This is a genomic window from Mesorhizobium sp. W050 (assembly GCF_054719535.1).
In genome coordinates this window covers 2,067,978-2,093,678 of the sequence record NZ_JBTTIH010000001.1, presented here as the reverse complement: position 1 = coordinate 2,093,678, position 25,701 = coordinate 2,067,978, and the positions used below count along the sequence as shown (strand labels likewise).

Annotated in this window: 24 protein-coding genes and 1 tRNA gene; 8 read left to right on the top strand and 17 right to left on the bottom strand. The window is 62.1% G+C overall.

All coding sequences use genetic code 11. The features are described from left to right. The 3 genes from ACYG9Y_RS10025 to gcl all read right to left on the bottom strand — a co-directional run bounded on the left by ACYG9Y_RS10025 (position 1) and on the right by gcl (position 3,794). Entirely contained in the window at positions 1 to 888 is an 888-nt protein-coding gene (locus ACYG9Y_RS10025) for a 2-hydroxy-3-oxopropionate reductase (RefSeq protein ID WP_023738909.1), read from the bottom strand. A gap of 158 nt (positions 889 to 1,046) precedes the next feature. Then, positions 1,047 to 1,844 (bottom strand): hydroxypyruvate isomerase, encoded by a 798-nt coding sequence (hyi, locus tag ACYG9Y_RS10020; protein ID WP_023738910.1) that lies wholly within the window; start codon positions 1,842 to 1,844, stop codon positions 1,047 to 1,049. Positions 1,845 to 2,012: 168 nt separating this feature from the next. Further along, on the bottom strand, positions 2,013 to 3,794 hold the full coding sequence (gene gcl / locus ACYG9Y_RS10015) for a glyoxylate carboligase (RefSeq protein WP_023738911.1): 1,782 nt from the start codon (positions 3,792 to 3,794) through the stop codon (positions 2,013 to 2,015). 204 nt (positions 3,795 to 3,998) lie between these two features. On the opposite strand from gcl, the gene bhcR reads away from it, so the two are divergent. Beyond that, positions 3,999 to 4,817, top strand: a complete 819-nt coding sequence (bhcR, locus tag ACYG9Y_RS10010; RefSeq protein ID WP_023681470.1) for an HTH-type transcriptional regulator BhcR — start codon at positions 3,999 to 4,001, stop codon at positions 4,815 to 4,817. Between the two features lie 20 nt (positions 4,818 to 4,837). After that, a complete protein-coding gene (locus ACYG9Y_RS10005; protein WP_245260428.1) occupies positions 4,838 to 5,227 on the top strand; it encodes a hypothetical protein in 390 nt (129 codons plus the stop codon). Between the two features lie 76 nt (positions 5,228 to 5,303). Here ACYG9Y_RS10005 and ACYG9Y_RS10000 read toward each other — a convergent pair whose 3' ends face one another. From ACYG9Y_RS10000 to ACYG9Y_RS09990, 3 genes are all read right to left on the bottom strand, one after another. Beyond that, positions 5,304 to 5,609: a BA14K family protein gene (locus tag ACYG9Y_RS10000; RefSeq protein WP_023738913.1), complete on the bottom strand. Its 306-nt coding sequence runs from the start codon at positions 5,607 to 5,609 to the stop codon at positions 5,304 to 5,306. A gap of 267 nt (positions 5,610 to 5,876) precedes the next feature. Then, entirely contained in the window at positions 5,877 to 6,089 is a 213-nt protein-coding gene (locus ACYG9Y_RS09995; protein WP_084014321.1) for a hypothetical protein, read from the bottom strand. A 170-nt stretch (positions 6,090 to 6,259) separates the two neighbouring features. Then, positions 6,260 to 6,427 (bottom strand): hypothetical protein, encoded by a 168-nt coding sequence (locus ACYG9Y_RS09990; protein WP_023710564.1) that lies wholly within the window; start codon positions 6,425 to 6,427, stop codon positions 6,260 to 6,262. Between the two features lie 158 nt (positions 6,428 to 6,585). Between ACYG9Y_RS09990 and ACYG9Y_RS09985 the strand changes: the two genes are divergently transcribed. Then, positions 6,586 to 6,661, top strand: a tRNA-Thr gene (locus ACYG9Y_RS09985). A gap of 126 nt (positions 6,662 to 6,787) precedes the next feature. Here the strand turns inward: ACYG9Y_RS09985 and ACYG9Y_RS09980 are convergent. The 4 genes from ACYG9Y_RS09980 to ACYG9Y_RS09965 form a co-directional block, all read right to left on the bottom strand. Beyond that, positions 6,788 to 7,315 (bottom strand): DUF2569 family protein, encoded by a 528-nt coding sequence (locus ACYG9Y_RS09980; protein WP_245260196.1) that lies wholly within the window; start codon positions 7,313 to 7,315, stop codon positions 6,788 to 6,790. Between the two features lie 169 nt (positions 7,316 to 7,484). Continuing rightward, positions 7,485 to 8,174, bottom strand: a complete 690-nt coding sequence (locus ACYG9Y_RS09975; protein WP_023738915.1) for a TetR/AcrR family transcriptional regulator — start codon at positions 8,172 to 8,174, stop codon at positions 7,485 to 7,487. A 69-nt stretch (positions 8,175 to 8,243) separates the two neighbouring features. Beyond that, a complete protein-coding gene (locus ACYG9Y_RS09970) occupies positions 8,244 to 9,671 on the bottom strand; it encodes an amidase (RefSeq protein ID WP_023738916.1) in 1,428 nt (475 codons plus the stop codon). 101 nt (positions 9,672 to 9,772) lie between these two features. Continuing rightward, a complete protein-coding gene (locus ACYG9Y_RS09965; protein ID WP_023738917.1) occupies positions 9,773 to 10,807 on the bottom strand; it encodes an extracellular solute-binding protein in 1,035 nt (344 codons plus the stop codon). A gap of 285 nt (positions 10,808 to 11,092) precedes the next feature. Here ACYG9Y_RS09965 and ACYG9Y_RS09960 point away from each other — a divergent pair, with 285 nt between their 5' ends. From ACYG9Y_RS09960 to ACYG9Y_RS09950, 3 genes are all read left to right on the top strand, one after another. After that, positions 11,093 to 14,062: a caspase family protein gene (locus tag ACYG9Y_RS09960; RefSeq protein WP_023738918.1), complete on the top strand. Its 2,970-nt coding sequence runs from the start codon at positions 11,093 to 11,095 to the stop codon at positions 14,060 to 14,062. A gap of 445 nt (positions 14,063 to 14,507) precedes the next feature. Then, entirely contained in the window at positions 14,508 to 15,275 is a 768-nt protein-coding gene (locus tag ACYG9Y_RS09955) for an NAD kinase (protein WP_023738919.1), read from the top strand. 192 nt (positions 15,276 to 15,467) lie between these two features. Further along, a complete protein-coding gene (locus tag ACYG9Y_RS09950; protein WP_031243648.1) occupies positions 15,468 to 17,081 on the top strand; it encodes a DEAD/DEAH box helicase in 1,614 nt (537 codons plus the stop codon). 42 nt (positions 17,082 to 17,123) lie between these two features. On the opposite strand, the gene ACYG9Y_RS09945 is transcribed toward ACYG9Y_RS09950, so the two are convergent. The 5 genes from ACYG9Y_RS09945 to ACYG9Y_RS09925 all read right to left on the bottom strand — a co-directional run bounded on the left by ACYG9Y_RS09945 (position 17,124) and on the right by ACYG9Y_RS09925 (position 21,119). After that, positions 17,124 to 17,795 (bottom strand): WbqC family protein, encoded by a 672-nt coding sequence (locus tag ACYG9Y_RS09945; RefSeq protein WP_023738921.1) that lies wholly within the window; start codon positions 17,793 to 17,795, stop codon positions 17,124 to 17,126. Next, the gene (locus ACYG9Y_RS09940; RefSeq protein ID WP_156942336.1) at positions 17,792 to 18,658 is read right to left on the bottom strand and encodes a C2H2-type zinc finger protein; all 867 of its coding nucleotides are present in this window, start codon (positions 18,656 to 18,658) and stop codon (positions 17,792 to 17,794) included. The genes ACYG9Y_RS09945 and ACYG9Y_RS09940 overlap by 4 nt, the downstream gene beginning before the upstream one ends. Before the next feature lie 86 nt (positions 18,659 to 18,744). Next, positions 18,745 to 19,656: a hypothetical protein gene (locus ACYG9Y_RS09935; RefSeq protein ID WP_156942337.1), complete on the bottom strand. Its 912-nt coding sequence runs from the start codon at positions 19,654 to 19,656 to the stop codon at positions 18,745 to 18,747. A gap of 41 nt (positions 19,657 to 19,697) precedes the next feature. Next, the gene (locus ACYG9Y_RS09930) at positions 19,698 to 20,366 is read right to left on the bottom strand and encodes an acetyltransferase (protein WP_023738924.1); all 669 of its coding nucleotides are present in this window, start codon (positions 20,364 to 20,366) and stop codon (positions 19,698 to 19,700) included. Between the two features lie 63 nt (positions 20,367 to 20,429). After that, positions 20,430 to 21,119: a class I SAM-dependent methyltransferase gene (locus ACYG9Y_RS09925; protein ID WP_198021318.1), complete on the bottom strand. Its 690-nt coding sequence runs from the start codon at positions 21,117 to 21,119 to the stop codon at positions 20,430 to 20,432. A gap of 79 nt (positions 21,120 to 21,198) precedes the next feature. On the opposite strand from ACYG9Y_RS09925, the gene ACYG9Y_RS09920 reads away from it, so the two are divergent. Continuing rightward, positions 21,199 to 22,845, top strand: coding sequence for a B12-binding domain-containing radical SAM protein (locus ACYG9Y_RS09920; RefSeq protein WP_198018637.1), 1,647 nt, complete (start codon positions 21,199 to 21,201; stop codon positions 22,843 to 22,845). Beyond that, entirely contained in the window at positions 22,842 to 23,972 is a 1,131-nt protein-coding gene (locus ACYG9Y_RS09915) for a DegT/DnrJ/EryC1/StrS family aminotransferase (RefSeq protein ID WP_050593135.1), read from the top strand. Before ACYG9Y_RS09920 ends, ACYG9Y_RS09915 begins: the two co-directional genes overlap by 4 nt. A 227-nt stretch (positions 23,973 to 24,199) precedes the next feature. Here ACYG9Y_RS09915 and ACYG9Y_RS09910 read toward each other — a convergent pair whose 3' ends face one another. Then, positions 24,200 to 24,808: a hypothetical protein gene (locus tag ACYG9Y_RS09910; RefSeq protein WP_023702468.1), complete on the bottom strand. Its 609-nt coding sequence runs from the start codon at positions 24,806 to 24,808 to the stop codon at positions 24,200 to 24,202. Between the two features lie 237 nt (positions 24,809 to 25,045). Then, positions 25,046 to 25,696: an OmpA family lipoprotein gene (locus tag ACYG9Y_RS09905; protein ID WP_023667470.1), complete on the bottom strand. Its 651-nt coding sequence runs from the start codon at positions 25,694 to 25,696 to the stop codon at positions 25,046 to 25,048. Positions 25,697 to 25,701 lie beyond the last annotated feature (5 nt).

The window sequence follows — 25,701 nt, the reverse complement described above, 5'->3', positions numbered from 1 at the left end:
CTATTCACCCACTTCATGCCCCGCCATCCGCTCCAGCGCACGAACCAGCGCTGAGTGATCCTCTTTTGCCCCGCCATTCGCCGAGCATGAGTTGAACAGCTGCTGCGTCGTCGACGTATTGGGCAGCGAGACACCGAGTGCCTTGGCGCCTTCCAGCGCCAGATTGAGATCCTTCTGGTGCAGTTCGATGCGGAAGCCCGGCGCGAAGGCGCGCTTTATCATGCGCTCGCCATGCACTTCGAGGATGCGCGATGCCGCCAGCCCGCCCATCAGCGCCTGCCGGACCTTGGCGGGGTCGGCGCCGGCTTTTGAGGCAAAGACCAGCGCCTCGGCGATCGCCTCGATGGTCAGGGCCACGACGATCTGGTTGGCAACCTTGGTGGTCTGGCCGACGCCGTTCGGGCCGACAAGCGTGATGTTCTTGCCCATCTTTTCGAACACGGGCTTGGCGCGCTCGAACGCCTTGTCCTCGCCGCCGACCATGATGGTCAGCGACGCCGCCTTTGCGCCGACCTCGCCGCCCGACACCGGCGCGTCAAGATAGTCGCAGCCGAGATCGTTGATTTTCTTGGCGAAAACCTTGGTCTCGATCGGCGAGATCGAGCTCATGTCGATGACCAGCTTGCCCTTGCTCAGGGCGGAAGCGACACCGTTCTCGCCGAACAGCACCTCGGCTACCTGCGGGGTGTCGGGAACCATGGTGATGATGATATCCGCGGCCTTCGCCACTGCCGCGTGGCCGGTGATGCTTGTCAAGCCCTTGGCGACGAGATCGGCCGGCTGCTTCGAGCGGTGGTCGCTGGCGACGACGGTGTAGCCGGCATCGAGCAGATGCCCCGCCATCGGCGCGCCCATGATGCCAAGGCCGATGAAGCCGATGGTTTCCATTGTTGTTCTCCAAATGACTGTGTGAAACGCCCCCTCATCCGGCCGCTACGCGGCCACCTTCTCCCCGTTGGGGAGAAGAGGCTGGCGCTAACCTCGGCGATCTCTTCTCCCCTCGGGGAGAAGGTGGCCCGAAGGGCCGGATGAGGGGGCTGCGACGCTTAAGCCGCGGCACTCCCCTGCCCGTTAAGCTCCCGAAACCACCCCAGCCCAGCCTCCGTCCCCGCCTTCGGTTTGTATTCCGCTCCGACCCAGCCGGAATAGCCGATCCTGTCGATATGCTCGTAGAGGAAGGGATAATTGATCTCGCCCGTCCCCGGCTCGTGACGGCCGGGATTGTCCGCAAGCTGGATATGCGCGATGCGGCCGAGGTTGGCCTCGATGGTACGGGCGAGATCCCCCTCCATGATCTGCATGTGATAGATGTCGTATTGCAGGAACAGGTTCTTCGAGCCGACGCGGTCGATCAGCGCCAGCGCCTGGTTCGAATAGTTCAGGAAGAAGCCCGGGATGTCACGCGTGTTGATCGGCTCGATCAAAAGCCGGATGCCGGCCTGCTCCAGTTTCTCGGCCGCAAACGCCAGGTTTTCGGCAAAGGTATTTTCCAGCACCGAACGATCCACGCCCTGCGGCGCGATGCCGGCGAGGCAATTGACCTGCTCGCAGCCCAGCGCATGGGCATAGCTGATCGCCTTGGCGATGCCTTGCCGGAATTCCGGCACGCGGTCGGGTAGCACCGCGATGCCGCGCTCGCCCTTGCCCCAGTCGCCGGCCGGCAGGTTGAAAAGCACCTGGTTCAGGCCGTTCTTCTTCAGCCGCGCCGCAACGATCTCGGGCGCATGATCATAGGGGCCGATATATTCGACGCCCTTGAAGCCGGCGCGGGCGGCGGCATCGAAACGGTCGAGGAAATCGTGCTCGCCAAAGAGCATCGACAGATTGGCTGAAAAACGCGGCATTCTTTTTCTCCATCTTCTGCTTGGCCCTAGGCGTGTTGAGATTCAGGTCAGGCAGAGTCGAAAACGGTGACTTTCGAGAACCGGAGCGGAACGTACTTTCTGTACGTGAGCACCGGAAGCGCAGGAAGGCGCCGTTTGTAGGCCTGTCTCACCTGAATATCGGCGCGCCTAATCGAGCAACACAATCGCCGTCGGCGCATCCTCATGGCTTTCGGCAAGGTCCTCGAATTCGGTGATCTTGTCGATTTCCGTGCCCATGGAAATGTTGGTGACGCGTTCGAGGATGAATTCGAGCACCACCGGCACCTGGTATTCCTTCATCAGCCGCTGCGCTTCCTTGAACGCGCCGGCGAACTCTTCCGGCTTGCGCACCCGCACCGCCTTGCAGCCCATGGCTTCGGCGACCGCGACATGGTCGACGCCGTAGCCGGCCTCCGGATCGTTGGAGCGGTTGACGTTCTCGAAGGCGAGGCTGACCTCGAAATCCATCGCAAAACCGCGCTGCGCCTGGCGGATCAGGCCGAGATAGGCGTTGTTCACGACGACGTGGATATACGGCAGTTTGTGCTGTGCGCCGGCCGCCAGTTCCTCGATCATGAACTGAAAATCATAGTCGCCCGACAGCGCTACGATGGTTCGGTCGGGATCGGCGGCGCGCACGCCAAGCGCCGCCGGCAGCGTCCAGCCGAGCGGGCCGGCCTGGCCGCAATTGATCCAGTTGCGCGGCTTGTAGACATGCAGGAACTGCGCCCCGGCGATCTGCGACAGGCCGATCGTGGTGACATAGGTGGTGTCGCGGCCGAACGCCTTGTTCATCTCCTCATAGACGCGCTGCGGCTTCAGCGGCACCTGCTCGAAATGCGTCTTGCGCTTCATCGTCATCTTTCGGGCCTGGCATTCCTTCGCCCAGCCCGACCAGTCGCGCAGCTTTCCAGCCGTCTTCCACTCTGTGGCGACGTCGAGCAGCATCTTCAGTGCCGCACCGGCGTCCGAGACGACGCCGAGATCCGGCGCGAACACCCGGCCGATCTGGGTCGGTTCGATGTCGACATGGATGAATTTCTTGCCCTTGGTGTAGACATCGACCGAACCGGTGTGGCGGTTGGCCCAGCGATTGCCGATGCCAAAGACGAAATCGGCTTCCAACATCGTCGCATTGCCGTAGCGATGCGAGGTCTGCAGCCCGCACATGCCGGCCATCAGCCGGTGGTCGTCGGGGATCGCGCCCCAGCCCATTAGCGTCGGGATGACCGGCACGCCCGTTATCTCGGCGAATTCGATCAACAGATCCGACGCATCGGCGTTGATGATGCCGCCGCCGGCGACGATCAGCGGCTTTTCCGCGGCATTGAGCATCGCCAAGGCCTTTTCGGCCTGGGCGCGCGACATTGCCGGCTTGAACGGGACCAGCGGTTCATAGGCATCGATATCGAATTCGATCTCGGCCAATTGCACGTCGACCGGCAGGTCGATGAGCACCGGGCCCGGTCGCGACGAGCGCATCAGGTGAAATGCCTTCTGCAGCGCCATCGGCACGAGATAGGGCTCCATGACCGTGACCGCCCATTTGGCGACGGGTGCGGCTATGGCGGCGATATCGACCGCCTGGAAATCCTCCTTGTTGAGCCGTGCCCGCGGCGCCTGACCAGTGATGCACAGGATCGGGATGGAGTCCGCCGCCGCCGAATAGAGCCCGGTGACCATGTCGGTGCCGGCCGGGCCCGACGTGCCGATGCACAGCCCGATATTGCCTGATTTGGCTCTCGTGTAGCCTTCGGCCATATGCGAGGCCGCCTCGACATGGCGCGCCAGGATGTGGCGGATCGAGCCCCTCGCCTTCAGCGCCGAATAGAACGGATTGATCGCCGCGCCCGGCACGCCGAAGCCGCAGGAAACGCCTTCCTTTTCGAGAACGAGAACCGCTGCATCGACAGCGCGCATCCTGGCCATGTCCAGCCTCCTCAAGATTGTTGGTTGGTAGACAATGCCAGTGTCGTTTTCATTTTTCAATTTTTTCAGAATAATTTTTCATTTCGAGAAAACCGCTTCTATCCACTGATTCCCCTGGGTTTTTCGTTTTCCAATGAATCCGGCCATCAAAACGATGAAAAAGTTTTTCATTGCGATTTCGGCGAAACCGGCGACAATGCCGCCATGGAAACCAGCGAAAAACGCCAGCGCGGCCGGCCGCGCGCTTTCAACGGTCCGTCCGAGGCCGGTTCTGTACAGTCGCTGGACCGGGCCTTGCGCATCCTGGCCATCGTCGCTGAAGGCAGTGGCCTGTCGCTGAGCGAGATTTCGGCGCGTAGCGAGCTCGCGGCGTCCACCGCCTACCGCATGCTGACGACGCTGCAGAACCACGGCATGGTCGAGTTCGATACATCGGACCAGCTGTGGTCGATCGGCGTCGAGACCTACCGCATGGGTGCCGCCTTCCTGCGCCGCCGCAAGCTTGTCGACAGGGCCCGCGTGGTCATGCAGGAATTGATGGAGAAGACCGGTGAAACCGCCAATCTCGGCGTCGCCGAGGACGATTGCGTCGTTTTCGTCAGCCAGGTCGAGACCCATCAGGCGATCCGCGCCTTCTTCCGCCCGGGCACGCGCAGCTCCTTCCATGCCTCGGGCATCGGCAAGGCGGTGCTGGCGCAGCTCGAGCCGGAACGCGTCGCCGCCATCCTGCGCAAGTCGGGCCTGCAGCGCTTCACCGACAAGACGCTGTCCGACATTTCGGCGCTGGCCCATGACCTGGCTGTCATCAAGCACCGCGGCTGGTCGGTCGACGACGAGGAGCGGCATCCCGGCATGCGCTGCGTGGCCGCCGCCATTTTCAACGAGTTCGGCGAGCCGATCGGCGGTGTCTCGGTCTCCGGACCGACGGTGCGGGTGACGATGGAGCGGCTGGACGAGATCGGGCCGCTGGTGCGCGACGCCGCCGCTGAGGTGACGAGGATGATCGGCGGGTTCCGATTATAATGCGGAGAACGCTTCAGCTTTTGCTCGCCGCTTCACTGTGCGGATGCGTGGCGACGGCGCCCGAGCCCGCCCCTGTCTCCCAGCAAGTCAGCGAGATTCCGATCTCGCTCGCTTTGGAGGAGACAATCACGATCGGCATTCGCCAGCATTTACATGATCCTGTATCCGCCAAATTCGGGACGATGCTTGCCGGCGAGCGAACGCTCGACGGCCGCCGCGAAATCCTGGTCTGCGGCCATGTCGCTGCAAAGACGTCGTCCGGTGGTCATACAACAGACCAACCGTTCGCCGCCAAGATCTATCCGGATGAAGGAAGCAGCTTCGAACTCATCGCCATGGGGGATCAATCGCAGAATGCGAGTGTTGCCCGCATCTGCCGTGCAGCGGGATTGCCGATCTCCAAACCGTAGCCCGCACCGCGGCGCGCTCAAATCAGGAAGGAGGGGCTGCGTACAGCCCCTCCTTTCCGTGTGGGGGTGCCTCCTCTTAAAGGCGGCAATAGTGGCGGTAGCCGTCATAGCCGACATAGGTGTCGGAGTACGGATCGTAACTGGCGTAGCGGTTGGCGCAGCGGCGGACGTGCCAGGAGCCACCCTCGTCGTCGACATAGACGGTGCGGGGCTGATTGAGCAGGCTGCCGAGGACGAAGCCGCCGACGCCGGCGGCGATGCCGATGCCGATTTCGCGGTTGTGGTGATGGCTGTGGGCGGCCGACGGCTGGACGGTGCCGACCAGCGAGGTGGCGGCGACGGTGCTGGCGATGAGGGCAGAAGCGATTTTGCGCGTGAACATGACGATCTCCTTGTTTGGTTGCGAGAGGCGATCCATCCGCCTCTTGATCATCAGTCGCGGCGAGCAGGAAAAAGGTTCGAGGTTTTTGAAGATTTTTCTCTCGGACCAGAGAACTTTCTGCGGTCGACGTTTCGTCACTCGCGAAATCTTCGCGCGACAGCGCTGAAATCTTATGTTGCCGGTAACCGGGTGGCCCACATCAGTGGCGCCGTCGCTCGCAAAAAAAGGGCGGCCGAAGCCGCCCTTCCGCGAGGCAGGTCGTCTCGCTCAAAGGAAGATGATCACTTTCCCGTGGTGATGATGATGCTTGTGGTGATGGTGCTTGTGGTGATGGTTCCACCACCACCAGGGCTTGTCGTGATGCTTATGGTGATGGTGGTGATGATGGCCGCGAGCGGAGGACGACTGCAAGGTACCGGCGACCGCGCCAGTGGCGAGGAAGATGGCGACCAGGCCCGAAGTAAGAGTGCGCTTCAACATGATGATCTCCTGAATCCCTGGTCGAGGCGACCATTTGCCTCTGGAGATCAGTCGTCGCGGTGCGGCGAAAGGTTCGAAGGTTTCAGCGAGTAGCGAGTAGCGAGTAGCGAAATGGCTTTCGGGAGTTAAGACTTCCCTATTCGCTACTCCCTATTCGCTATTCGCTCCCGTCACCCCATGCCCGTAACGTGCCGCAGCCAGAAGGCCAGCACGATGAAGCCGATGATGGTGGCGACGCCGGTCCAGTCGATCTTGGCGCTCTTCACATCCTTGATGAGCTTCACCACGAGAAACCAGGCGATGACGACAAGCGGCAGGATGATGACAAGTCTGATCATGCGACACCCCGTTCGATGCGTTTGCACCTGAGAGATATGTAGGGATCGCATTGGCGGTTTTCAGGATGGCGGCCCGCCCACCTCGGCGGGGTCCATTAGCGATCGGAAACGGAGTTTTGTCTTTACTGGCGCACGAAATATGCTAACCGGAGCGCCGTGCCCTTGTAGCTCAGCTGGTAGAGCAGCGGTTTTGTAAACCGAAGGTCGGCGGTTCGATTCCGTCCGGGGGCACCACCCTTCGCTCTTCGAGCTTCGGGTGGCAGGCCACTCGAAGCTCGTTAGACGAAGGAGGACTGCCGACGGATCTGTTCGGCGGAGCTGGCAGCACGACATCAGGCCAACTCGCAGCCGTCGGACCTTCTAGGAAAATGTGGCAGCCTGTATGGCTGCCGTATCGCCGAACGTGTTCCTCACCCTGACCGACCTGTAGACGTAGGCGGCCCAGATCCCTGTGACTATGAAGGATGCCAAAGGTGTAACCAGAGCTCCTCCGGCAAGCAAACGGTTTACCGGGACACCAAGCACAGTCGATATCCAAACTGTGTCCAGTACGAATAAGAGAGGGATCGCAAACCACAGACATATGAACAGCTGCGGAAAGCGGTGGCTTCGCCGCAGCATCGAAACAAGCACGACCAGCTGAAGCACCAGAAATGCCAGATTGAGGGCTGCCTCGCCATAGATGGCCAAGGCCCCGTTGGGCACTGTAACAAGCTGTTGGTAGGTTTTGACCAGACTGGCCATATCGACAAGTGTGCGCAACGGCGAAAGGGACAGGCTGATCGCCAGCAGGATCAGCCAGCCGCCGAACCCCACGAGGTCATCTGGGCTCTGTGAGGATTTGCGCGACGACCGGACGGCGAAGAAAACCGGCACGCCAATCAGCAACAGAAGTATCGCCCAATGCCACATTTACCCACCCTCGAATGCATCCCTGGGTTGTTTAGCTCGCACCTTTGGATTGTGCAAGCGTTTTTACAGAGATCAAGGCATCGTAGAGATTTTCGGGTTTAGGTTTGCAGAGGACGCTTTCCGTCGCTCGCGATTTGGCCGCCTCTCACCCCAACTCAAAATGCCGTGGAAACGCCTGGTGCAGCAGGAGCAGCATGGTCTTGCGCAGCACGTCGGTGTCGCGGCTGGACGGGTTGAGATGGTCCCAATACCAGGCGCCATGCACCAGATAGTTCAGGCTCTCCGACAGCGTGTCTATGTCGACGCCGGTGTAACCGCCGCTGCGGGAAATCTCGATCAGCAGTTCGCGCGCTTCGGCCGTGTAGGCGAGATCGCTCGGCAGGCCGATTTCATTGTAGATCTGCATGCTCTTGCGGTCGCTGGAAAACACGACGAAGACCGAAACCCATTTCGGATGCTGCCGGGCAAAGCGCTGCGCGCAGTCGACCGCGCCCAACACCCGCTCCACCGGCGACAGGCCGGGCGCCCGCACCAGCGTCAGCCACAGCGCGTCATATTGGTCGCTGAGATATTGCAGGACGGCCCGGAACAGGTTCTCCTTGCTGCGAAAATGAAAGACCACCAGTGCGTTGGACGAGCCGACATGCCCGGCAATGCGCTGCATGGTGACGCTGGCCAGCCCCTCCTCCGCGATGAGCTCGATTGTGGCGTCGATGATGCGCTGGACCCTCGCTTCGCCGCGCTCGCGCCGGCGGTCCTTGGGCGCGGCGTCGTTCGCCGCACCCTTGGCCGCCTTGCTTTTTCCCGCATCCGGAGTGGCTATGCGTTGCGCCATTGTCGTCAGGCCTTTCCCCGGCGGCCGAAACATCCCGCCGCTGCCTTGGCATGCCGGCGCCCTGCGGACTCACAGCGTCGGGCGTGTCCCGGCATTCGTGTACCACTGACCACGAGCCGTCTCATAGGCCATACCCGCCCGGAACACGTCAGCGTCGCTATAGGTGCGGCCGACAATCTGGATGCCTGTCGGCACGCCGTTGGCGGCGCGGCCCGACGGGATCGACAGAACCGGGCAGCGGCTCAGCATGTTGAACGGCGTCGTCATCACCCAGCCCAGCGACGGGTTCACCTCTCGTCCATTGATCTCGACCTTGCCTTTGGTCTGATCGAATTCCGCCGGCACTGCGGGAAGCGCATTGGTCGGGCAGATCAGCACATCGTATTTTTCCAGCAACGGCCCCAGCGTCTGGTACATCCTGGCCGCCACGTCCAAAGTTGCGACAAAGTCCGTGGCCTTCGACTTCTGGCCGTCCTGCGCAAACTGCCTGGCATAGCTGGTCATGTCCTTGCCGTGCTTGGCGAGCAGCGGCGACAGCGAGGCGCCGAAGAGATGTTCGAGATAGGCCATGCCGGCCTTGAGCACCTCGTCGCCCCAGCCGAGGTCCACCTCCTCGACGGTGGCGCCGAGCGAGCGGAACACATCGCAGGCAGCGAGCGTGTTCTTGCGCACGTCCGCATCCACCTCGAAGGACCCGAGATCCATGGAGAATGCGATCTTCCAACCCTTGATCGGCTTGTAGTCGAGCGGCAGGCGCAGTTTCGGGCGCAGCGTGGCGATGTCGAGCGGGCTCGGCCCGGCCATGACGTTCTGCAGCAGGATCGCATCCCCGACGTTTCGGGCCAAGGGCCCGGTGTGGCAGTAGAAATCGAGATTGAACGGCGGCTCATCGGGATTGCGGCCGTAAGGCGGCTTGAAGCCGACCAGGCCGCAGGCCGAGGCAGGGATGCGGATTGAGCCCGCTATGTCCGAGCCGGTTGCGATCGACGACGTGCCGGAGGCCAGCGTTGCCGCCGAACCTCCCGACGAACCGCCCGGCGTGAAATCCGGGTTCCAGGGGTTGCGCGTGACGCCCCAGCGCTTCGACCAGGTATAACCGGCGCAGCTGAATTCGGGCGTCGCCGTGCGGGCGTGGACGATGCCGCCGGCCTTCATGACACGCTCGTTCATCGTCGAGGTATGGCCGCCAAGCGCGTCCCCGGACAGCAGCGAGCCATGCGAGGTCGGCTTGCCCTTGATGTAGCTCTCATCCTTGATGCCGATCGGCAGGCCCTCGAGTGCGCCGGTCCTGGCGCCCCTGGCGTATTTCGCTTCGGCTTTTCTGGCGAGAGCCATCGCCTCGTCGAAATGCGTGAAGGTAAGGCAATTGATCGTCGCCTTGGTCGCCTCGGCGCGGCGGATGGTGGCCTGCATCAGTTCCACAGGCGACAGTTTCTTCGCCTTGAACAGCCGCAACACCTCGCTGGCCGGCATGTAGCAAAGGTCGAGATCGGACATCGAAAATCTCCCGCGGCGGCTTTACGGCATCTGGCATTGGCGATGGCAGGGCCGCGATCCGCGGCCCGATGTTTGGTGGTCAGCTTCGGCTGGCGGGCCCGCTATTTCTGCAGATCGGTCCAGATCCTGGTGTAGAGCGCCTGGACGTCTGCGGGACAGGCCGGCATGAATTGGCCCTTGTCGGCAAATTCGGCCGGAACATCCACTTCGGGCGCGCCCTTCATATCGGCCGGCAGGAAGGGCTCGGAGCCCTTGATGCCATTGGCGTAGTGCGCGAAGGCCGAGATCATCGCTGCATTCCTGGGGTCCATGATGAAATTCTGGAAGAGCTTGGCGTTCTCGACGTTCTTGGCATCCTTGAGCACCGCGACATTGTCCATCCAGATTGGAAAGCCCTCCTTGGGATAGCCGTAGACGATCTTGTCGTTCTCCAGCCGCTCGCGCAGCGATATGCCGTTCCAGTTGACGCCGGCGGCAATGTCGCCCCTGCCGAGACCGTCGACGGCCGCATAGTCGAGCGACAGCCATTTCGCTTTCGCCTCGATGAGCTTGTCATGCACCTTCTTCAAGAGCACCTTGTCGTCGGTGCAGTACTTACCGCCCTCATAGGCAATGGCGAGGAACATGATGTCCCCCATTTCGGGCACGACATTGATCTTGCCGACGAGTTTCGGCGGCGGATCGAGGAAAATCGCCGAGGTGTTCGGATCGCCCGCATAGATCGATTTGTTGACCGAGATTCCGGTCGTGCCCCATTGCCACGGCACGGAGTATTTGCGGCCGGGATCGAACGGCACGTCGACCCATCTCGGATCGACGTTTCTAAAGTTCTCCATCTTGTTGGGATCGGTTTCCAAGAGCAGGCCTTCGCTGATCCAGATCGGCATCACGCTGGCCGATGGAACGACGATGTCATAGCCGGAAGCGCCCTGGCGGACCTTGGCCAGAGCCGTATCGTTGGAGTCGTAGTCGGTGACGGTAACCTTGACCTTGTAGGTCTCCTCGAACTTCTTGATCAGGTCCGGGCTGGTATAGTTGCCCCAATTGTAGATCTGGAGTTCGCCTTCGGCGTGGGCAATGCCGGTCATCGCCAGCAGCGACAGGCCGAGCGCCGTGGCGGTCGATTTCAACTGCATGCTTGTGTCTCCCATTGTTGGGACCGGCGGGATTGCGCCTCGAGTCCCTAAGTTCCCTTCGTCCTGGTGATCATTCACCGGCGAATGCCGGCTGACCAACTCGGTATCTCGGGCAACGGTATTAATTACTAAACATACAGTCAATATCTTTTAGGGACACAACTGCATCATCGGCACCGGCAGTGCGCCGGCGAAGCCGACATGATATGGTCAAGGTTGGGCCATTGATGAATTGGGGCAAGCCGTGGCGTGAGCGCTGCAGCCTGCAGGGCTTGGATCACGGTCATGCGCCTTTTTCTGGCGGTCGTGCTGCTGATGACCATGGCGCTCTTCTCCGCTGCGCGCGGCGAAGAGCGGATAGCGCTGGTTGTTGCCAATCCGGCCTCTGAGGGCTCACCGGCAATCGCCAACGCCGACCTCAGTGCCGAACTCGTTGCAGCGACACTACGATCGCTTGGCTTCACCGTCCGGCAGGTGTCGGATGGCGACCGCGCCGATGTCGCGCGCGCCATGCATGATTTCGCCCAATCCCTGGCCAATCCGGACTCCGTCGGCATCTTCTACTATGTCGGCCACACCGCGCAGGCCAACGGCAGGAACTATTTACTGACGCGCGGCACCCGGATCGATTCAAAGGAAACGGTCGACCAGATGGCATTGCCCCTCGATCTGTTCATGCAGGCGCTCGAGGCAACCCCGACATTGAAGGTGGTTCTGCTCGACATTCCCGGCGATGGCCACAACCCTACTTCCGGCGTGATGCAGGGTCTGGCGGCGGTCGATCCCCTCACCCACGCCATCGTCGCCCTGTCGGCCAAACCCGGAACCGTTGCACTGGACGAAGCCCGCCCCGTCACCGTATTTGCCGATGCGCTCACCGCTGCGCTGGTCAAGCGCGGCGCGGACATAGCCATCATCCTCGCCTCGGTCAGGCAAACCACTATCGACAAAACGTCAGGCGCCCAGTGGCCATGGATGGCATATGGCCGCTCGGCAGACGCTGCCTTTGTGCTGACGCCGGACCAGGTGGCCGGCGCGGCACCGGCGCTGCCGCTTGTGCCGGAACCGGCACCGCCGGCGATGGCGAGCGGCGGCTACATCTCCGGGAGTGGCGGTTGGGAGCCTGACGGCAGCGACTACGCCGATGGCAGCGGTCAGGAGCCCTACCCCATGGACGTTGCACCGGGCTCCGGCAGTCCCGATGCCGCGATGGGCGACAGCGCCAAGGAGGCGGCGCTCTACGAGGAATACAAACGCCAGGAACAGCAGCGCCAGGAGGAGCAGGCTCGGCAACGATACGAAGAGGAAAAGCAACGTCTGGAAGACGCGGCTGCGGCCGCTGCCCAGAACAATCTCGACGGGACCTATCCGCAGGATGGCGAAGCCACCGGCACCGAACCGCCCCCCGATAAGGCAGGGATCCCCCCTGAGGACGGCATGACATCGGCCCCGCCACCCGCGACCGGCACCGAAAGTCCGCCGGAGGCGCAGGCGCCACCGAAACCAGCGCCGCCGCCCATCGACCAGGCGCAAAGCCCTCCTTCCGGCGGCGCCTTTCCACAACCCGAGACGGGCGCTGTCGAGGTGGTGCGCCATCCAACCATCGATGCGCCGGATGAGATTGTCGCCGGCGAGACGGTGACCGTTTCGATCGCTCTGACCGAGGAGCAATTGACGCCCGAAGTGAAGGTAAAGGCAGCGCCGGGCTCGTCGGCGACGGAAGATGGCGCCCTGGCCATGGCTATGCCGGCGGGAGCCGAGCAATGGCCGATCGACATCGATCTGTTCGCCTCCGGCTTCGATCTCACCGACGGCGGCAAATGGAGCCGGCAAACGACGCTCTACCGCCAGGGCGACAGCGACTTCGTCCGCTTCGACGTCAAGGCGCGGCCGACCGCCAGCGACAGCAAGCCGTCCCAGTTCATCGCACGCATCTACAGCGCCGGGAGGTTCCTCGGATCGGCGTCGCGGTCCGTTGTCATCCGTCGCACGGCGCCTGTCGAGGCAGCCGCTCGGAGCGCCGCAGCCGAACGCTCCGCAGCACCTGCCATGCTGATGCTGGCCGCAGCGCCGCCGCAGCCGGCGGTAACTGGCAATGTGACGCTCGGCGGCGCAGCCGGCGATGACGTTCCCGATCTCGACGTGACCATCCTCTATGACGATCCGAGCGGGCTGGGTTCGGGGCAGATCATCATCCATTCGCCGCATCTGGCCGGTCCGGTGACCGATACGTTCTCGACGCCACCTGAGATGGCGGCGTGGCTGGACTCCGAATACCGCCGCCTGCTGCAGCTCGGCCTGAGCTTGCGCGGGGCCGTTTCGCTGCAGCAGCCTGCCGCAAGCAGCGATCCGGGGACGCAAAAGCGCTTTGTCACGCTCGCCGCCGAAGGTTTTGGCGATGCGCTCTACCGCGACTATGTGCCGAAAGCGTTCAAGGACGTGTTCTGGTCGCTGCGCGGCAAAGGCGAACTGCATTCGATCCAGATCACCTCGAACAGCCCGACGCTGCCCTGGGAATTGATCCGCCCGCGCAGCGCCGACGGCGCTATAGCCGACGGTTTTCTCGGCATGGGCTACCGGCTGGCCCGCTGGGCTCCGCGCAGCAGTGCCTCACAGGTCGACAACCCGCTCGACCGCATGACCTTCACCGGCGTCGCGGCCGTCGCGCCCTCCTATGTCGACAAGCAGTCGCTGCGCTTTCAGCAGGACGAGATCGCGGCACTGAGCAAGCTTGCCGGCTACCGCCGCTTCGATGGCGATTTCATCTCTTTCGAGAAACTGGTCGGCGAAGTCTCGACCGGTTTCATTCATTTCTCCGGCCATGGCGAGGTCAACCAACCGGGCAGCGGCCGGCCGGTCTTTGCCATCGATCTCGTCGATCAGTCGCTCGACCCGGATACATGGGCCGCGTTGGTCGCGACCGCGCATGGCAAGGGCAATCCGTTCTACTTCTTCAACGCCTGCGACACAGGCCGTTCCCAGATGCTCGGCGGCTTCGTGCAGGGCTGGGGTCCGGCAGTGCTGGCGGGCGGCGCTTCCGGCTTCATCGGCGGCATGTGGCCACTGACCGACCGCGCGGCAGCGGCCTTCTCGACCGATTTCTATGGCGGCATCAGCACGCGGATCAAGGACGGGCCGGTCTATCTGGCCGAGATCCTGCAGGATGTCCGCAGAGAATTCTACCGGACCGGCGATCCGACCTATCTCGCCTACACATTCTACGGCAACGCCAATCTGAGGATTGTCGCGCAGTAGGCGACGGATCGTCGTTGGCAGATTGGCTTCAGCCTACAACGCGTTTTGCGGGCATGGCACGCCGGCGCCGCCGCAGCGTGAGGCCATCGGCCTGGAGCTCATGTCTTCGGACTGCCGCACAAGCTCCGCAAAGAGAAGGGCGAAACTTCCCATCACAAGGAAGACGATAATCAGGCGTGTCACCGGCAATAGACAGGTCTCGACTGGCTAGCCCCCCAGCCACCCATCCTCTGTCGGCTAACATGATCGATCAGGCTTTACGAGTGTTTAAGCTCGCTCTTAACCATCACATTCGCCGTTCCGGCGACATCAAGCGCGAGCCGCCGATTTCGTTTCGCCGCGGCCGCAACTGTGCCGGACGATGCCTCCCTTTGCAGATGCGCTTGCCCATGCTACCCCACGCAACCGCCGCCGACCGCCATCGGCCGACCGCAATCGGAATGTCATGAGCAAAGCCAATCTCGCCTTCGTCTCCTCCGACACTGCCGATGCCAGGGCGGCGATGGAGAGCCTGTCGGCCCGCTATGGCAAGGCATCCTTCGACGACGCCCAGGTGGTGGTGGCGCTGGGTGGCGACGGCTTCCTGCTGCAGACCTTGCGCGACACGATGAGCACGGGGAAGAAGGTCTACGGCATGAACCGTGGCACCATCGGCTTCCTGATGAACGAGTACCGCGTCGGCGGCCTCACCGAGCGCATTGCTGCCGCGGTCGCCGAAACGATCCGCCCGCTGGAAATGCTGGCGGTGACGCATGAGGGTGAGACGGTTTCGGCACTCGCCATCAACGAGGTGGCGCTGTGGCGTCAGTCCTACCAGACGGCAAAGATCCGCATCACCGTCGATGAGCAGGTACGAATCGAGGAACTGAACTGCGACGGCGTGATGATCGCGACGCCGGCCGGCTCGACCGCCTACAATCTGTCGGCGCACGGTCCGATCCTGCCGCTGGATGCGCCGCTGCTGGCGCTGACCCCGGTAAGCCCGTTCCGGCCGCGCCGTTGGCGGGGTGCCCTGTTGTCAAACAAGGCGACCGTACGCTTCGATATTCTGGAGTCGGAAAAGCGCCCGGTGAACACCGCCGCCGACCATACCGAGGTCAAGGCGGTGGCTTCCGTGACGGTCCGGGAATCGCCGACTGCGACAGCGACGCTGCTGTTTGATCCCAACCATTCGTGGAACGAACGCATTCTCGCCGAGCAGTTTCGCTATTGAGCCGGCGCAAAGAGTGACTACCTAATTAAGCATCGCGATTAAGCTTACGTTTTCACAATCGTGCCAATCCCGCCCGTTTCTGTTGACAAATCGCGGGCTTGCGCCTAATCGCAATACCAATCTTGCAGGCACGCTGTGCTTGCCGCGACGGATGCCGTTGCGCTTCCCCGAACCAGCCAAAGACAGCAACTCTTGTCCTCAGACACCACGACCGCTCCAGAAGCGTTGACCTTTTCAGACCTCGGCCTGTCGCCGAAGGTCCTTTCCGCAGTCACCGATGCCGGCTACACCGTGCCGACGCCGATCCAGGCTGGGGCCATCCCGCATGCCTTGCTCGGCAAGGATATTCTGGGCATAGCACAGACCGGCACCGGCAAGACGGCCTCCTTCGTGCTGCCGATGCTGACCCGCCTCGAAAAAGGCCGGGCCCGTGCACGCATGCCGCGCACGCTGATCCTCGAGCCGACGCGCGAGCTCGCCGCGCAGGTCGAAGAGAATTTCATCAGATACGGCAAGAACCACAAGCTCAACATCGCGCTGCTGATCGGCGGCGTCTCTTTCGACGAGCAGGACAAGAAGCTCGAGCGCGGCGCCGACGTGCTGATCGCCACACCCGGCCGTCTGCTCGATCACCGCGAGCGCGGCAAGCTGTTGCTCAACGGCGTCGAGATCCTCGTCATCGACGAGGCCGACCGCATGCTGGACATGGGCTTCATCCCCGACATCGAGCGCATCTGCGAGATGATCCCGTTCACCAGGCAGACGCTGTTCTTCTCAGCGACCATGCCGCCGGAGATCACCAAGCTCACCGAGAAATTCCTGCATGCGCCGGTGCGCGTCGAGGTGTCCAAGGCGGCATCCGCTGCCACCAACATCATCCAGCGCCTGGTCAAGTCCGGCTCCAAGCCGTGGGACAAGCGCGAGACGCTACGCAATCTGATAAAGGCCGAAGACGCCGAGCTGAAGAACGCTATCATTTTCTGCAACCGCAAGGTCGAGGTCGCGGAGCTGTTCCGCTCGCTGCTGAAGTATGATTTCGACGCCGGCGCCCTGCATGGCGACATGGACCAGCGCGCCCGCATGCAGATGCTGGCCAATTTCCGCGATGGCAAATTGCGGTATCTCGTGGCGTCCGACGTCGCCGCGCGCGGCCTCGACATTCCCGACGTCAGCCACGTCTTCAACTACGACGTGCCGATCCACGCCGAAGACTATGTCCACCGCATCGGCCGCACCGGCCGCGCCGGACGCTCGGGCAAATCCTTCACCATCGCCACCAAGTCCGACACCAAATACATCGACGCCATCGAGCGGCTGATCGGCAACAAGATCGAGTGGCATGACGGCGACCTGTCGACCGTGGTCGCCAGCGAAGGCGGCGAGGACGAAGCGCCCCGCCGTGGCCGTGGCGCTCCGCGCCGCGCCGGCCGCAAGGACGAGGACCGCAAGCCCCATGATCGCAAGGACGGTGGCGAGCGCAAGCCGCGCGAACGCCATGCCAAGCGCAGCGACGACGCGCCGGCGGCAGATGCCGCGCGCGAGGAACAGCCGGTGGTAGCCGAGGCCGCGGTCGCCGACATCGGCGAACGGCATCAGCGCAAGGAAGCGATCCGCTCCGAAAACAGCGACCGCAAGGTCTCCGATCGCAACAACGAGAACCGCGCCCCGGAACGCGGCGACACAAGGCCGCAGCGCGCCAGCAACAGCCGCCCTGCCCGCGGCAACAACCGCGGTGAAGACAATGACGGCACCGTCGGCTTCGGCGACGACATGCCGGCCTTCATGAAGATCGTCGCCAAGGTCTGATCGTCGCAGTCCTAAAATAGCTGCCAAGTGATCGGCAATTGCTCACGGCCCCCATTGGCACGTGTTTCGAACATCGTCGCGAAGGTCGGCGAGGTTATTGCCAAAAAAGGCAGGCAGGATGTGGGGGAACCTCCCTGCGTAGGGCACGAGAAACTGCAGATCGATGCCCGCCTGCTGGAAGTTCTCGGTGGCATAAAGGTGGCGCCCACCGGCAGCGTTGATGTAGCGCTGTCCGCCGAGCGCTCGAACGATGCCGATAATGCGCGCTTGCCCTCGCAAGGCGGGATCAACGCCGAGGCTGGAACTGCGCAAGATGTTTGCTTTGAGTTCGAGCGCGTCGGCGACGAGCCGAAGACCGTTCTCGAGAAAGCTTGTCACGTCGCCAAGCGACCCGGTCAGATGGCGGCTGATCCGCTCCGCGGCCGGCGTTGTCGCCTGGCCCGGCAGGCCGAAAGCGGCCAGGCGCTTGTCCAGAGCGGTTCGGGCGCCGTCCGCCCAGCGCAGATGCTTTATCTGTGTATTGAACGGCATAGGCGCGAGCGGCAATGTCAGCCAGCGGCCCGGTGTCATTTCGCAACGATGCACCCGTCCCCGGCGCGGGAACTGGACATCGTCGAAAACAACGAAGACGTCGCTCGCAGCCATCAGGCGAAAATAGCCCGCATGCGGGAAGAAATATGGCTGCATGACAGCAATGGTGAGCTTGCCCGTCACTGCGTCTTGCCTTCGCCATAGAAGCAATGAGGCAAGCTTCGAACGTGCTGCTGGAACGCTTGAAGGACCGGCGATGCGAACGACTTGCCACAGAAGGCGTCGAATTCGTCGCGGTTGCACAGGAAGCTGTGGCGATCGAACTGCTCGCGGCGAAGATAATGCAGCACCCGGATATCCGCCGGGTCGCGCAGCCCGTGCGCCAGCATCTCGTCGGAGTTTGGACAATTGTATTCCGGCCCGAGAGGCAACGCATCGGCCCCGACCGTCAGGATGGCCAGCGACAGCGCGATCTGGCCGGAAAAGAAGATCGAGGGCTGATCCTTCAAATAATCCAGTACGCGCGCGGTAAGCGGGCGGATCAGTGGCTGAATGGCGCTGAAAGCGCTTTTGTTGAAGACGACGAAGCCATAGTTGATGTAGGCGGGGCACCCGCCGAAGGCGCCATCCGACGACTCGGAATATCGCCAGTTGAGAGGCGTATCTGCAAAGCCGAGCGTCTCAAGAAGCCGACGCCATGCAGCGTTGTTTTCCGAGCCATCTCTCGAAAATGGCGAGAAATGCGCCGGTAGGCCGGCAACACTCGGCCGATCAGCGTCGCGCATGCGTTGCAAAAGCTCGTCGATCGGCCGCATCAGGCAGGCGTCGGCATCGGCGAGGATGATGACATCGCCGCGCGGCGCCTCGGCATAGCGGTCAAAGCCCGAGGAGAAACCCCGGTCGCTGATAGCACGCGGCACGGGGCGCCACGTTACCGGTAAGGCCGAGGACCAGGTGTTGGCGGCATGGAGTTCGTCGATGTCGGCATGCCCGCCAACAGAGACCACAATGGGGGCGGCCGCATAGACGCCGCCGAGCTTGGCCAACGACAAAGCTGCCAGCTTGACGTTTGAGAAAAATTCCGGCTCCGGCAGGATCGGGATGCGAAATTCGAAAGTCATGCCGGTCCCCGTCATGTCAAATCGCGAGTCGCCCAGCCGATGCCGGCCTCGCCGAACCCGTTGCCGTTGTAGAACATCACTTCACCGGAAGCGCGTCGCATGACGCAACAATAGGCCTGCATCCAACTGTCGAAGTCGCCGGCCGCCGGCGGATTGCTGAAGATCACAGGTTCCGCCTCGCCAGCCATGCCATCCCGGACATCTATCAGGCGGGAAAAAAGGCGGTAGGCTTCATTGCCACCATCGCGAAAGTCCCGCCCGCGGCGGCTGTACCACAGCCGTATACCGCCAGCCTCATGCGTGACCCAGGGACGCGTCTGGCTGTTCCCGTCCCCGAGGTCGTCACCTAGGACCGGGACCGAGCCTGTTTCCCACAGAATTCCGTCTGGCGAAACACAGCTGCGGAGCACATAGTCAGGCTCCCGGACACCTCTGGTCTCCACCCAACCGGTGCCGCTCGCATACCACATGCGATAGCCGCCCTTGATCGCACCAACGAAGGGCGTTGACACGAAATAGGGATCTGCCGGACCGATACTGCGGACCGGCCCCGCAAATGCTCTCTCGAAATTCAGCCCATCATCGCTGGTGGCGAGCCCGATGGCGATCTGAAAGCTGACATCGCTACGTGGGTAGATGCCCGAATAATACAGATGCACGCGCCCACCGATCATCACCGCGCAGGAGGGCCCCAGCCCCGAGCAATCGAAAGTGCCTGGCAGGCCCGGCTCCATGATCGGGTCGAAATACTCACCCAACACACGCATGCCGTCTTGCGGGTCGACATCAACGGCCAGGATAGATGACCGGTTGGCGCTATTGCGCCCGGCGAAATAGATGCGCCAAAGCCGAGGCGAAAGGGCGAGGACCGTCGGAACCTGCGCGTAGCTGCCCCACCACCCGTGCCCGGCCTTTATGGGCACCAGCAACCCCTGCCGGGTCCATTTCCTCTGACGGCCAGGCATCAGCGGAACTTCATCGACTTGATACGGGCGCTGGAATAGGGCTTCGGAAAGTCCGAGGGATGACGCACTACACTGTTGGCGGGCACATCGCGCCGGATCATGCAACGGGACTCGATATAGCTTCCGGCACCGATGGTGATGCCGTTGTCGATGCCGACCTGGCCGCCGATCAGGCTGCACGTGCCGATATGGACACCGCTCGCCAGCCCCACCTGCGACGAGACGAAGCAGAAATCCTCGACGATGGAGTGATGACCGACATGGCTACCGCTCCACATCATGATGCCTTCGCCGAGGCGGACAAACGGCTGCAGCGTGCAATTCTCGAGAATGAAGCAGTTTTCACCAACCGTGTCCGCCATATTGTGCGTAGAGGGGTGGATGAAGCGCGTGAAGCTGTACCCGCGCGCCCGGCCCTGCTTATGCCGATCACGGCGGAACTCGTTGAGGTTCTGGTAGCTGAGCGGACCAAGCAGCTTGACGGTTTCAGGCGGGAATCGGTCCTCAAGCTTTTCCCAGGCGACCACGGGAAGACCTTTGAACTCGGTTTGTGTGAGGAAGTCTTCGTCGACAGTAAAACCGACGACGCGATCCTCTCCGAACCTGTCGAGGTAGGCCCACGCGACCTCGGCGATCTGGCCCATCCCAAAAATAACCACGTCCGCCATGCCGCCCCCGCGCCTATGCCCATATATTCTTGACCCGCAAGCCGGAAATCCGCGGATCGTCGGCTACGCGGCAGCCTTGTAGACGTAAACCGTGTACTCGTAGAGCCCGTAGTCGGCGCGAATGAGGTGATGACGCGACAATTGACCGACGACGAAGTGGCTTATCCGATCATAAGGCACGTGAAAAAGGTCCTCGCGTTCCCAGTCGACGTGCTTCGACATCAGGTTGAAGGCCATTCCCTTGCGGGCATGCGGGAACACCCTTGCGATCAACCGGGTCATGGTGTCGAACATCGTCTCGTAGGGGACGCCACAACGCTCCGTGAAGACCCCGTTCATGATGATGTAGTCGGCCTCGGGCACAACCACCTCATTCTGCATCACGTCCATACAGTCAAAGGTCACGCCGGGATATTTGCGCCGGCACAGGTCAATGAACCGTGCGGACAGATCGAGCCCCCGATATCGCAGTTTGCGATCGTCGGATTGGCGCAAATAGTCGAGGAAATGGCCGGCGCCGCAGCCGAAGTCCAGCACATCGACCCGGTCGCGCTCACGCATCGCCTCGGCCATTATGCGGTAACGTGTCGCTGCCCCCCCGGCATCCGGCCAGTCGACTCCCTGGGGCGTATCGCCATGACGTGCAAGACACGCCTCGTAGTGGGCGACCAGCGCGTCGTATGGACCACTGTCGGGCAATTGGAATACCTCGTCTAATTGGCAATAGAAGGCGTCGGCTGGCTTGTATATCACTCTATAATCTGCGCGAAACATCATGTCACTGAATCGCTCACTCACAGGCTTATACTCGATGCACACTTCGAATATGCCTTTGCCGCGCAAGCTTCGGGTTTGCCTCATCAATCCGCGGTTCCGCCCTTCCGTCTGGAGCCGGGACGAGGTGCTTCCCGTTCTGCCTGGCAAAAAAGGCAGCTGGATAGTGACAGGTTCCCTGCCCGCCCTTGCGGCGCTTGCTCCGGATCATTGTGATGTCGTCCTGCTCGATGAGAATGTCGAGGACCTGGATTTCGAGCGGCTCGGGGCCTTCGACATCGTCGGCGTGACCGGCATGATCGTGCAGCGCGACCGCATGTTTGAAATCCTCGAGAGACTGCGCGATCTACCGATTACCGTCGCCGCGGGCGGTCCCTATGTCTCGGTGTCGGAGGCGGAGTTTGTCGACCGCTGCGACGTGCGCTTCATCGGCGAAGCCGAGGAAACGTGGCCTCGCTTCCTGACGGCTTTCGCTCGCGGAGAGCCTGTCCAGAAGCGCTACGAGCAGGACGCGAAAACCGATATGGAGACCGTCCCCACGCCTCGATATGACCTGCTGAAATCTGGAAGCTACGTGGTAGCGTCTCTACAGTTCTCGCGAGGATGCCCGTTCCTTTGTGAATTCTGCGACATCATTACCATCTTCGGTCGCCGGCCACGCCTGAAGTCGCCGGCGCAAATGATTCGCGAGTTCGATGCGATCGTGAAGGCGGGCTTCCGTACCTGTTTTCTGGTCGACGACAATTTCATCGGTAACAAGGTCAAGGCCAAGGAACTCCTGAGAGGCCTGATCGATTGGCAAAAGGTAAACGGCTATCCATTGGCCTTTTCGACAGAAGCCAGCATCAATCTGGGTGACGACGCGGAAATGCTCGATCTGATGCGTCTGGCCAATTTCCGCCAAGTCTTTGTCGGCATCGAGTCGCCCCGCGCCAAGTCGCTGATGGAAACGAGGAAGATCCAGAACGTTCGTGGCGACAGCATGATCGACAAATTGCAGCGCATCCGCGACAGCGGGCTGGTGATTCAGGCGGGTTTCATCGTCGGTTTCGATAGCGACGATGAGGCGATCTTCGATGAGCAGTTCGAGTTCATTCAGCAAATCGGTATCGCGCAAGCATCTGTGGCAATCTTGTGCCCGATCCCCACGACGCCGCTCTATGGGCGGCTGAAGATGGAGGGTCGGCTGGAACTCAGCGACCCCTATGTCAGCTTCCGCCCGAAGAAGATGACGCGCGAAGCGCTGAGGGCCGGCTATGACAGGTTGGTGCAGCGCCTTTACGAGCCGGACGCCTACTTCAGCCGCCTTGTGGATGGCTATTTCGGATCGCCAGGCTTTCGCAAGAGCCGGGCGACGCTTGCAACCCTGATCGGCCGGAAGCGTTCCGGCGTGACCCGGATTGCGGAATTGGCCGGTGCCATCCTGATGGCTGCCCGACTCTTCAGAGCTTTGCTTGCCAAGCGCAGCGCGATGTCGCTGGGCGGCGCCTATGTCAGGCATTGGCGCCGCAACCGGCGTCTCTGCGGCCGCGAGGCGATACCATTCGCCAGTTTCGTGCTGCTTTGCGCCGATCACTGGCATTTTTACACCATCTCGCGGACCAGCAGTAAGATCGAGATCGGGACCAGCCGGCCCGAAACCTTGCGGCCCATACCCGCAAATGAAGGCCTCTATCTGGACAAGACCGCAGGCGGTAGAGCTTGAACGCCGACGGATTGTGGGATGCCGATCCCGGCCCAGCGCCCGATGTTCCCGTGTCGCGCCCGCGACTGCCGACAGGCGACAGCATCCTTCCCTATCTGCACGAGATCGATGCAACTCGCTGGTACAGCAACAACGGTCCGTTGAACCGGCGTTTCCAGGAAGCTCTCAAGACTCGGACCGCTGCAGGCCATGTCGTATGTGGCGCAAACGCAACGCTGGGGTTGGCGCTCGCATTGATGGCCCAGAAACCGGCGAAGGGAAGTCTCTGCATGATGCCGTCCTGGACCTTCGCGGCCAGCGCGCACGCGGCGGTCCTCGCAGGGCTCGTTCCATGGCTGGTCGACGTAGACCTGGACAGCCAGCAACTGTTGCCCGAGAGCGCGGCAGAACTCCTCCGCCAGGCTCCCGGCGGCGTCGGAGCGGTCATGCCGGTCATGCCGTTCGGCCGCCCGATTGGTGTCGCGAACTGGGATCGGTTTAAGAGCGATACCGGTCTTGCCGTGGTAATTGACGCAGCCGCAGCCTTCGACACCTTGACGCCATCGCGGGTTCCGGCAGTCGTCAGCCTGCATGCCACCAAGGCACTCGGCATCGGCGAAGGTTGTTTTATCGCGTCAGACGACGGCTCTCTGATCGAGGAAATCGCGGAGGGTGCCAACTTTGGTTTTTCAAATTCGCGCGAGGCGGTCAGACCGGCCCTGAACGGCAAGCTCAGCGAGTATGGTGCGGCCGTCGGCCTGGCCGCACTTGAGCTGTGGCCACATACGCGTGCCGCCTACAAGCGCGTTGCCACAAGCTATAGCCGCTCGCTGGGGTCGATTTCCGGGCTGAGCTTGCCGGAGGGGTTCGGTGAAAAATGGATATCGTCCACCGTCACCATTGGCCTGCGGCCTGGTTCGATGGACCGGGCGCTCACGGCGCTGGCGAAAGGAGGGGTTGGTGTGCGCCGGTGGTGGGGTGGCGGTCTGCATCGGCACGCAGCCTTCGAACATTTTCCCAGGCTGCCGCTACAGACCACTGACATACTGGTAGCGACTCAACTGGGGCTACCCTGTTGGACCGATCTTGCGGATGAAACAATCTCCCGCATCTGCTCGATCCTCAGCGAAGTGGCTGCTGCGGGCTGAGCCGAATGTCTGGTCGACTCTTAAGGCAAAACGGCCCCTTAGCGCCCAGCGCGATGCTGGCGCGTGCGCAATTTTGCCGCCATTGTCGGCTTCCGCGACGACATCATGCGGGCAGCCTTCATGCGCGCCGGCCCTCATGCCGATCGTCGTCCGAGCCTGATCCCGAGCGCTCTCAAATGCAGCCGGCCAGCTTGCACTCTTGGCACCCTCCTATCCTGGCCCGTCCGTCACATCGGGCCGGGCATCATCTTGGTCGGTTTTTCCAGCATCGGAAACTCTGCCTTGCTGCATTTCACGTTCGGGTTGGTCGGACTGAACATGCCGTTCGGATTGTCTCTGAACAGCCAGGCATGAAGGTCGTAGTGGACGAACTCCCTCGGAATGAGCGGATAGTGCCCTTCCATCGGTCCCATGAAGGTCTGGCCAAATAGTTTTGGAGGTTCCTTGGTGTCTGGCGTCAGGGGCACCAGCCATTCCACGCCAACCAATCTCAAGCCTTTCTTGGTCGGCTCGTAGATCAGCACATTGGGGCGCATCGGATCGAGTTTCTGACCGACACTCGGGACGTTGACGAAATGGATGCCCATAGCGCCCTTCGGATAGTCCATTGCGCCCTCGATCCTGTCCCCGCTGTAATAGACACACCCGACAGTCGACAGATAAAGGTCGCGGACGGCGACCGTGTAGTCCTCATATTTGGCGAGCGATTTCTTCAAAGCTTCGATGTCGGCTTTGTTGGCGTCCTCGGCTCGAGCCGTGGCCGCAGCGCACCAAGCTGAGGCCAGACCTGTCAAAATGAGGACGCCGCAACGCCCAAGACGAGCTGTTCTTGTCATGCATTCCTCCCAGATTTCCTTATCAGGCCGTGCAGGACCGGGGCCGACTAAGTGACTGCGCGGCCGTTTGTATCGCCCCATCCCCTCTGGAACCGCACCAATGCTAATCCCTTCCAAGGCCTCCGGAAAGGAATTATTAGAAATCTCTAATGCGTTAGACCTTTTGGCGGACCACAGGAGCCCAAAAAGAAAGCGGCCCCTTGCGGGGGCCGCCTTCGCATTTCGATGCCGAACAATTCAGGTCAGCGGCGAAAGCTGGATCTCGACGCGCCGGTTCTGCGCACGGCCGGCCGCCGTTCCATTGGACGCGATCGGACGGGTCTTGCCGAATCCGGTGACGGCGAAGCGGCGCGAATCGACACCTTGGCCTGAGAGATAGTTGGCGACCGCCAATGCGCGGCGCTGCGACAGATCGAAATTGTGTTCGTCGCCACCGGTCGAATCGGTATGGCCGAACACGTCGACCGTGGTCTGCTTGAACTTCTTCAGCACCAGCGCAACCGAGTTCAGCACCTGGTAGAAGCCGGGCTTCACCGCATCCTGGTCGACGTTGAAAGTAATGTCGGACGGCATGTTGAGGATGATCTGGTCGCCGGTGCGGGTGACGCTGACGCCGGTGCCTTCGAGCTGGCGGCGCAGTTCAGCCTCGTTCTGGTCCATGGTCGCGCCGATGGCGCCGCCGGCCAGCGCGCCGATACCGGCGCCGATCAGCGCGTTGCGGCGGTCATTGCCGCCGGCAAGCAGGCCGAGGCCCGCACCCGCCAGGGCGCCAAGGCCGGCGCCGGCTGCGGTGTTCGAAACCTTCTGCTCGCCGGTGTACGGATCGGTCGTGGTGCAGGCACTCACCAGCACAGCCGTCGCAACGGCGACGAGCACAGTCTTTTTCATAGAAT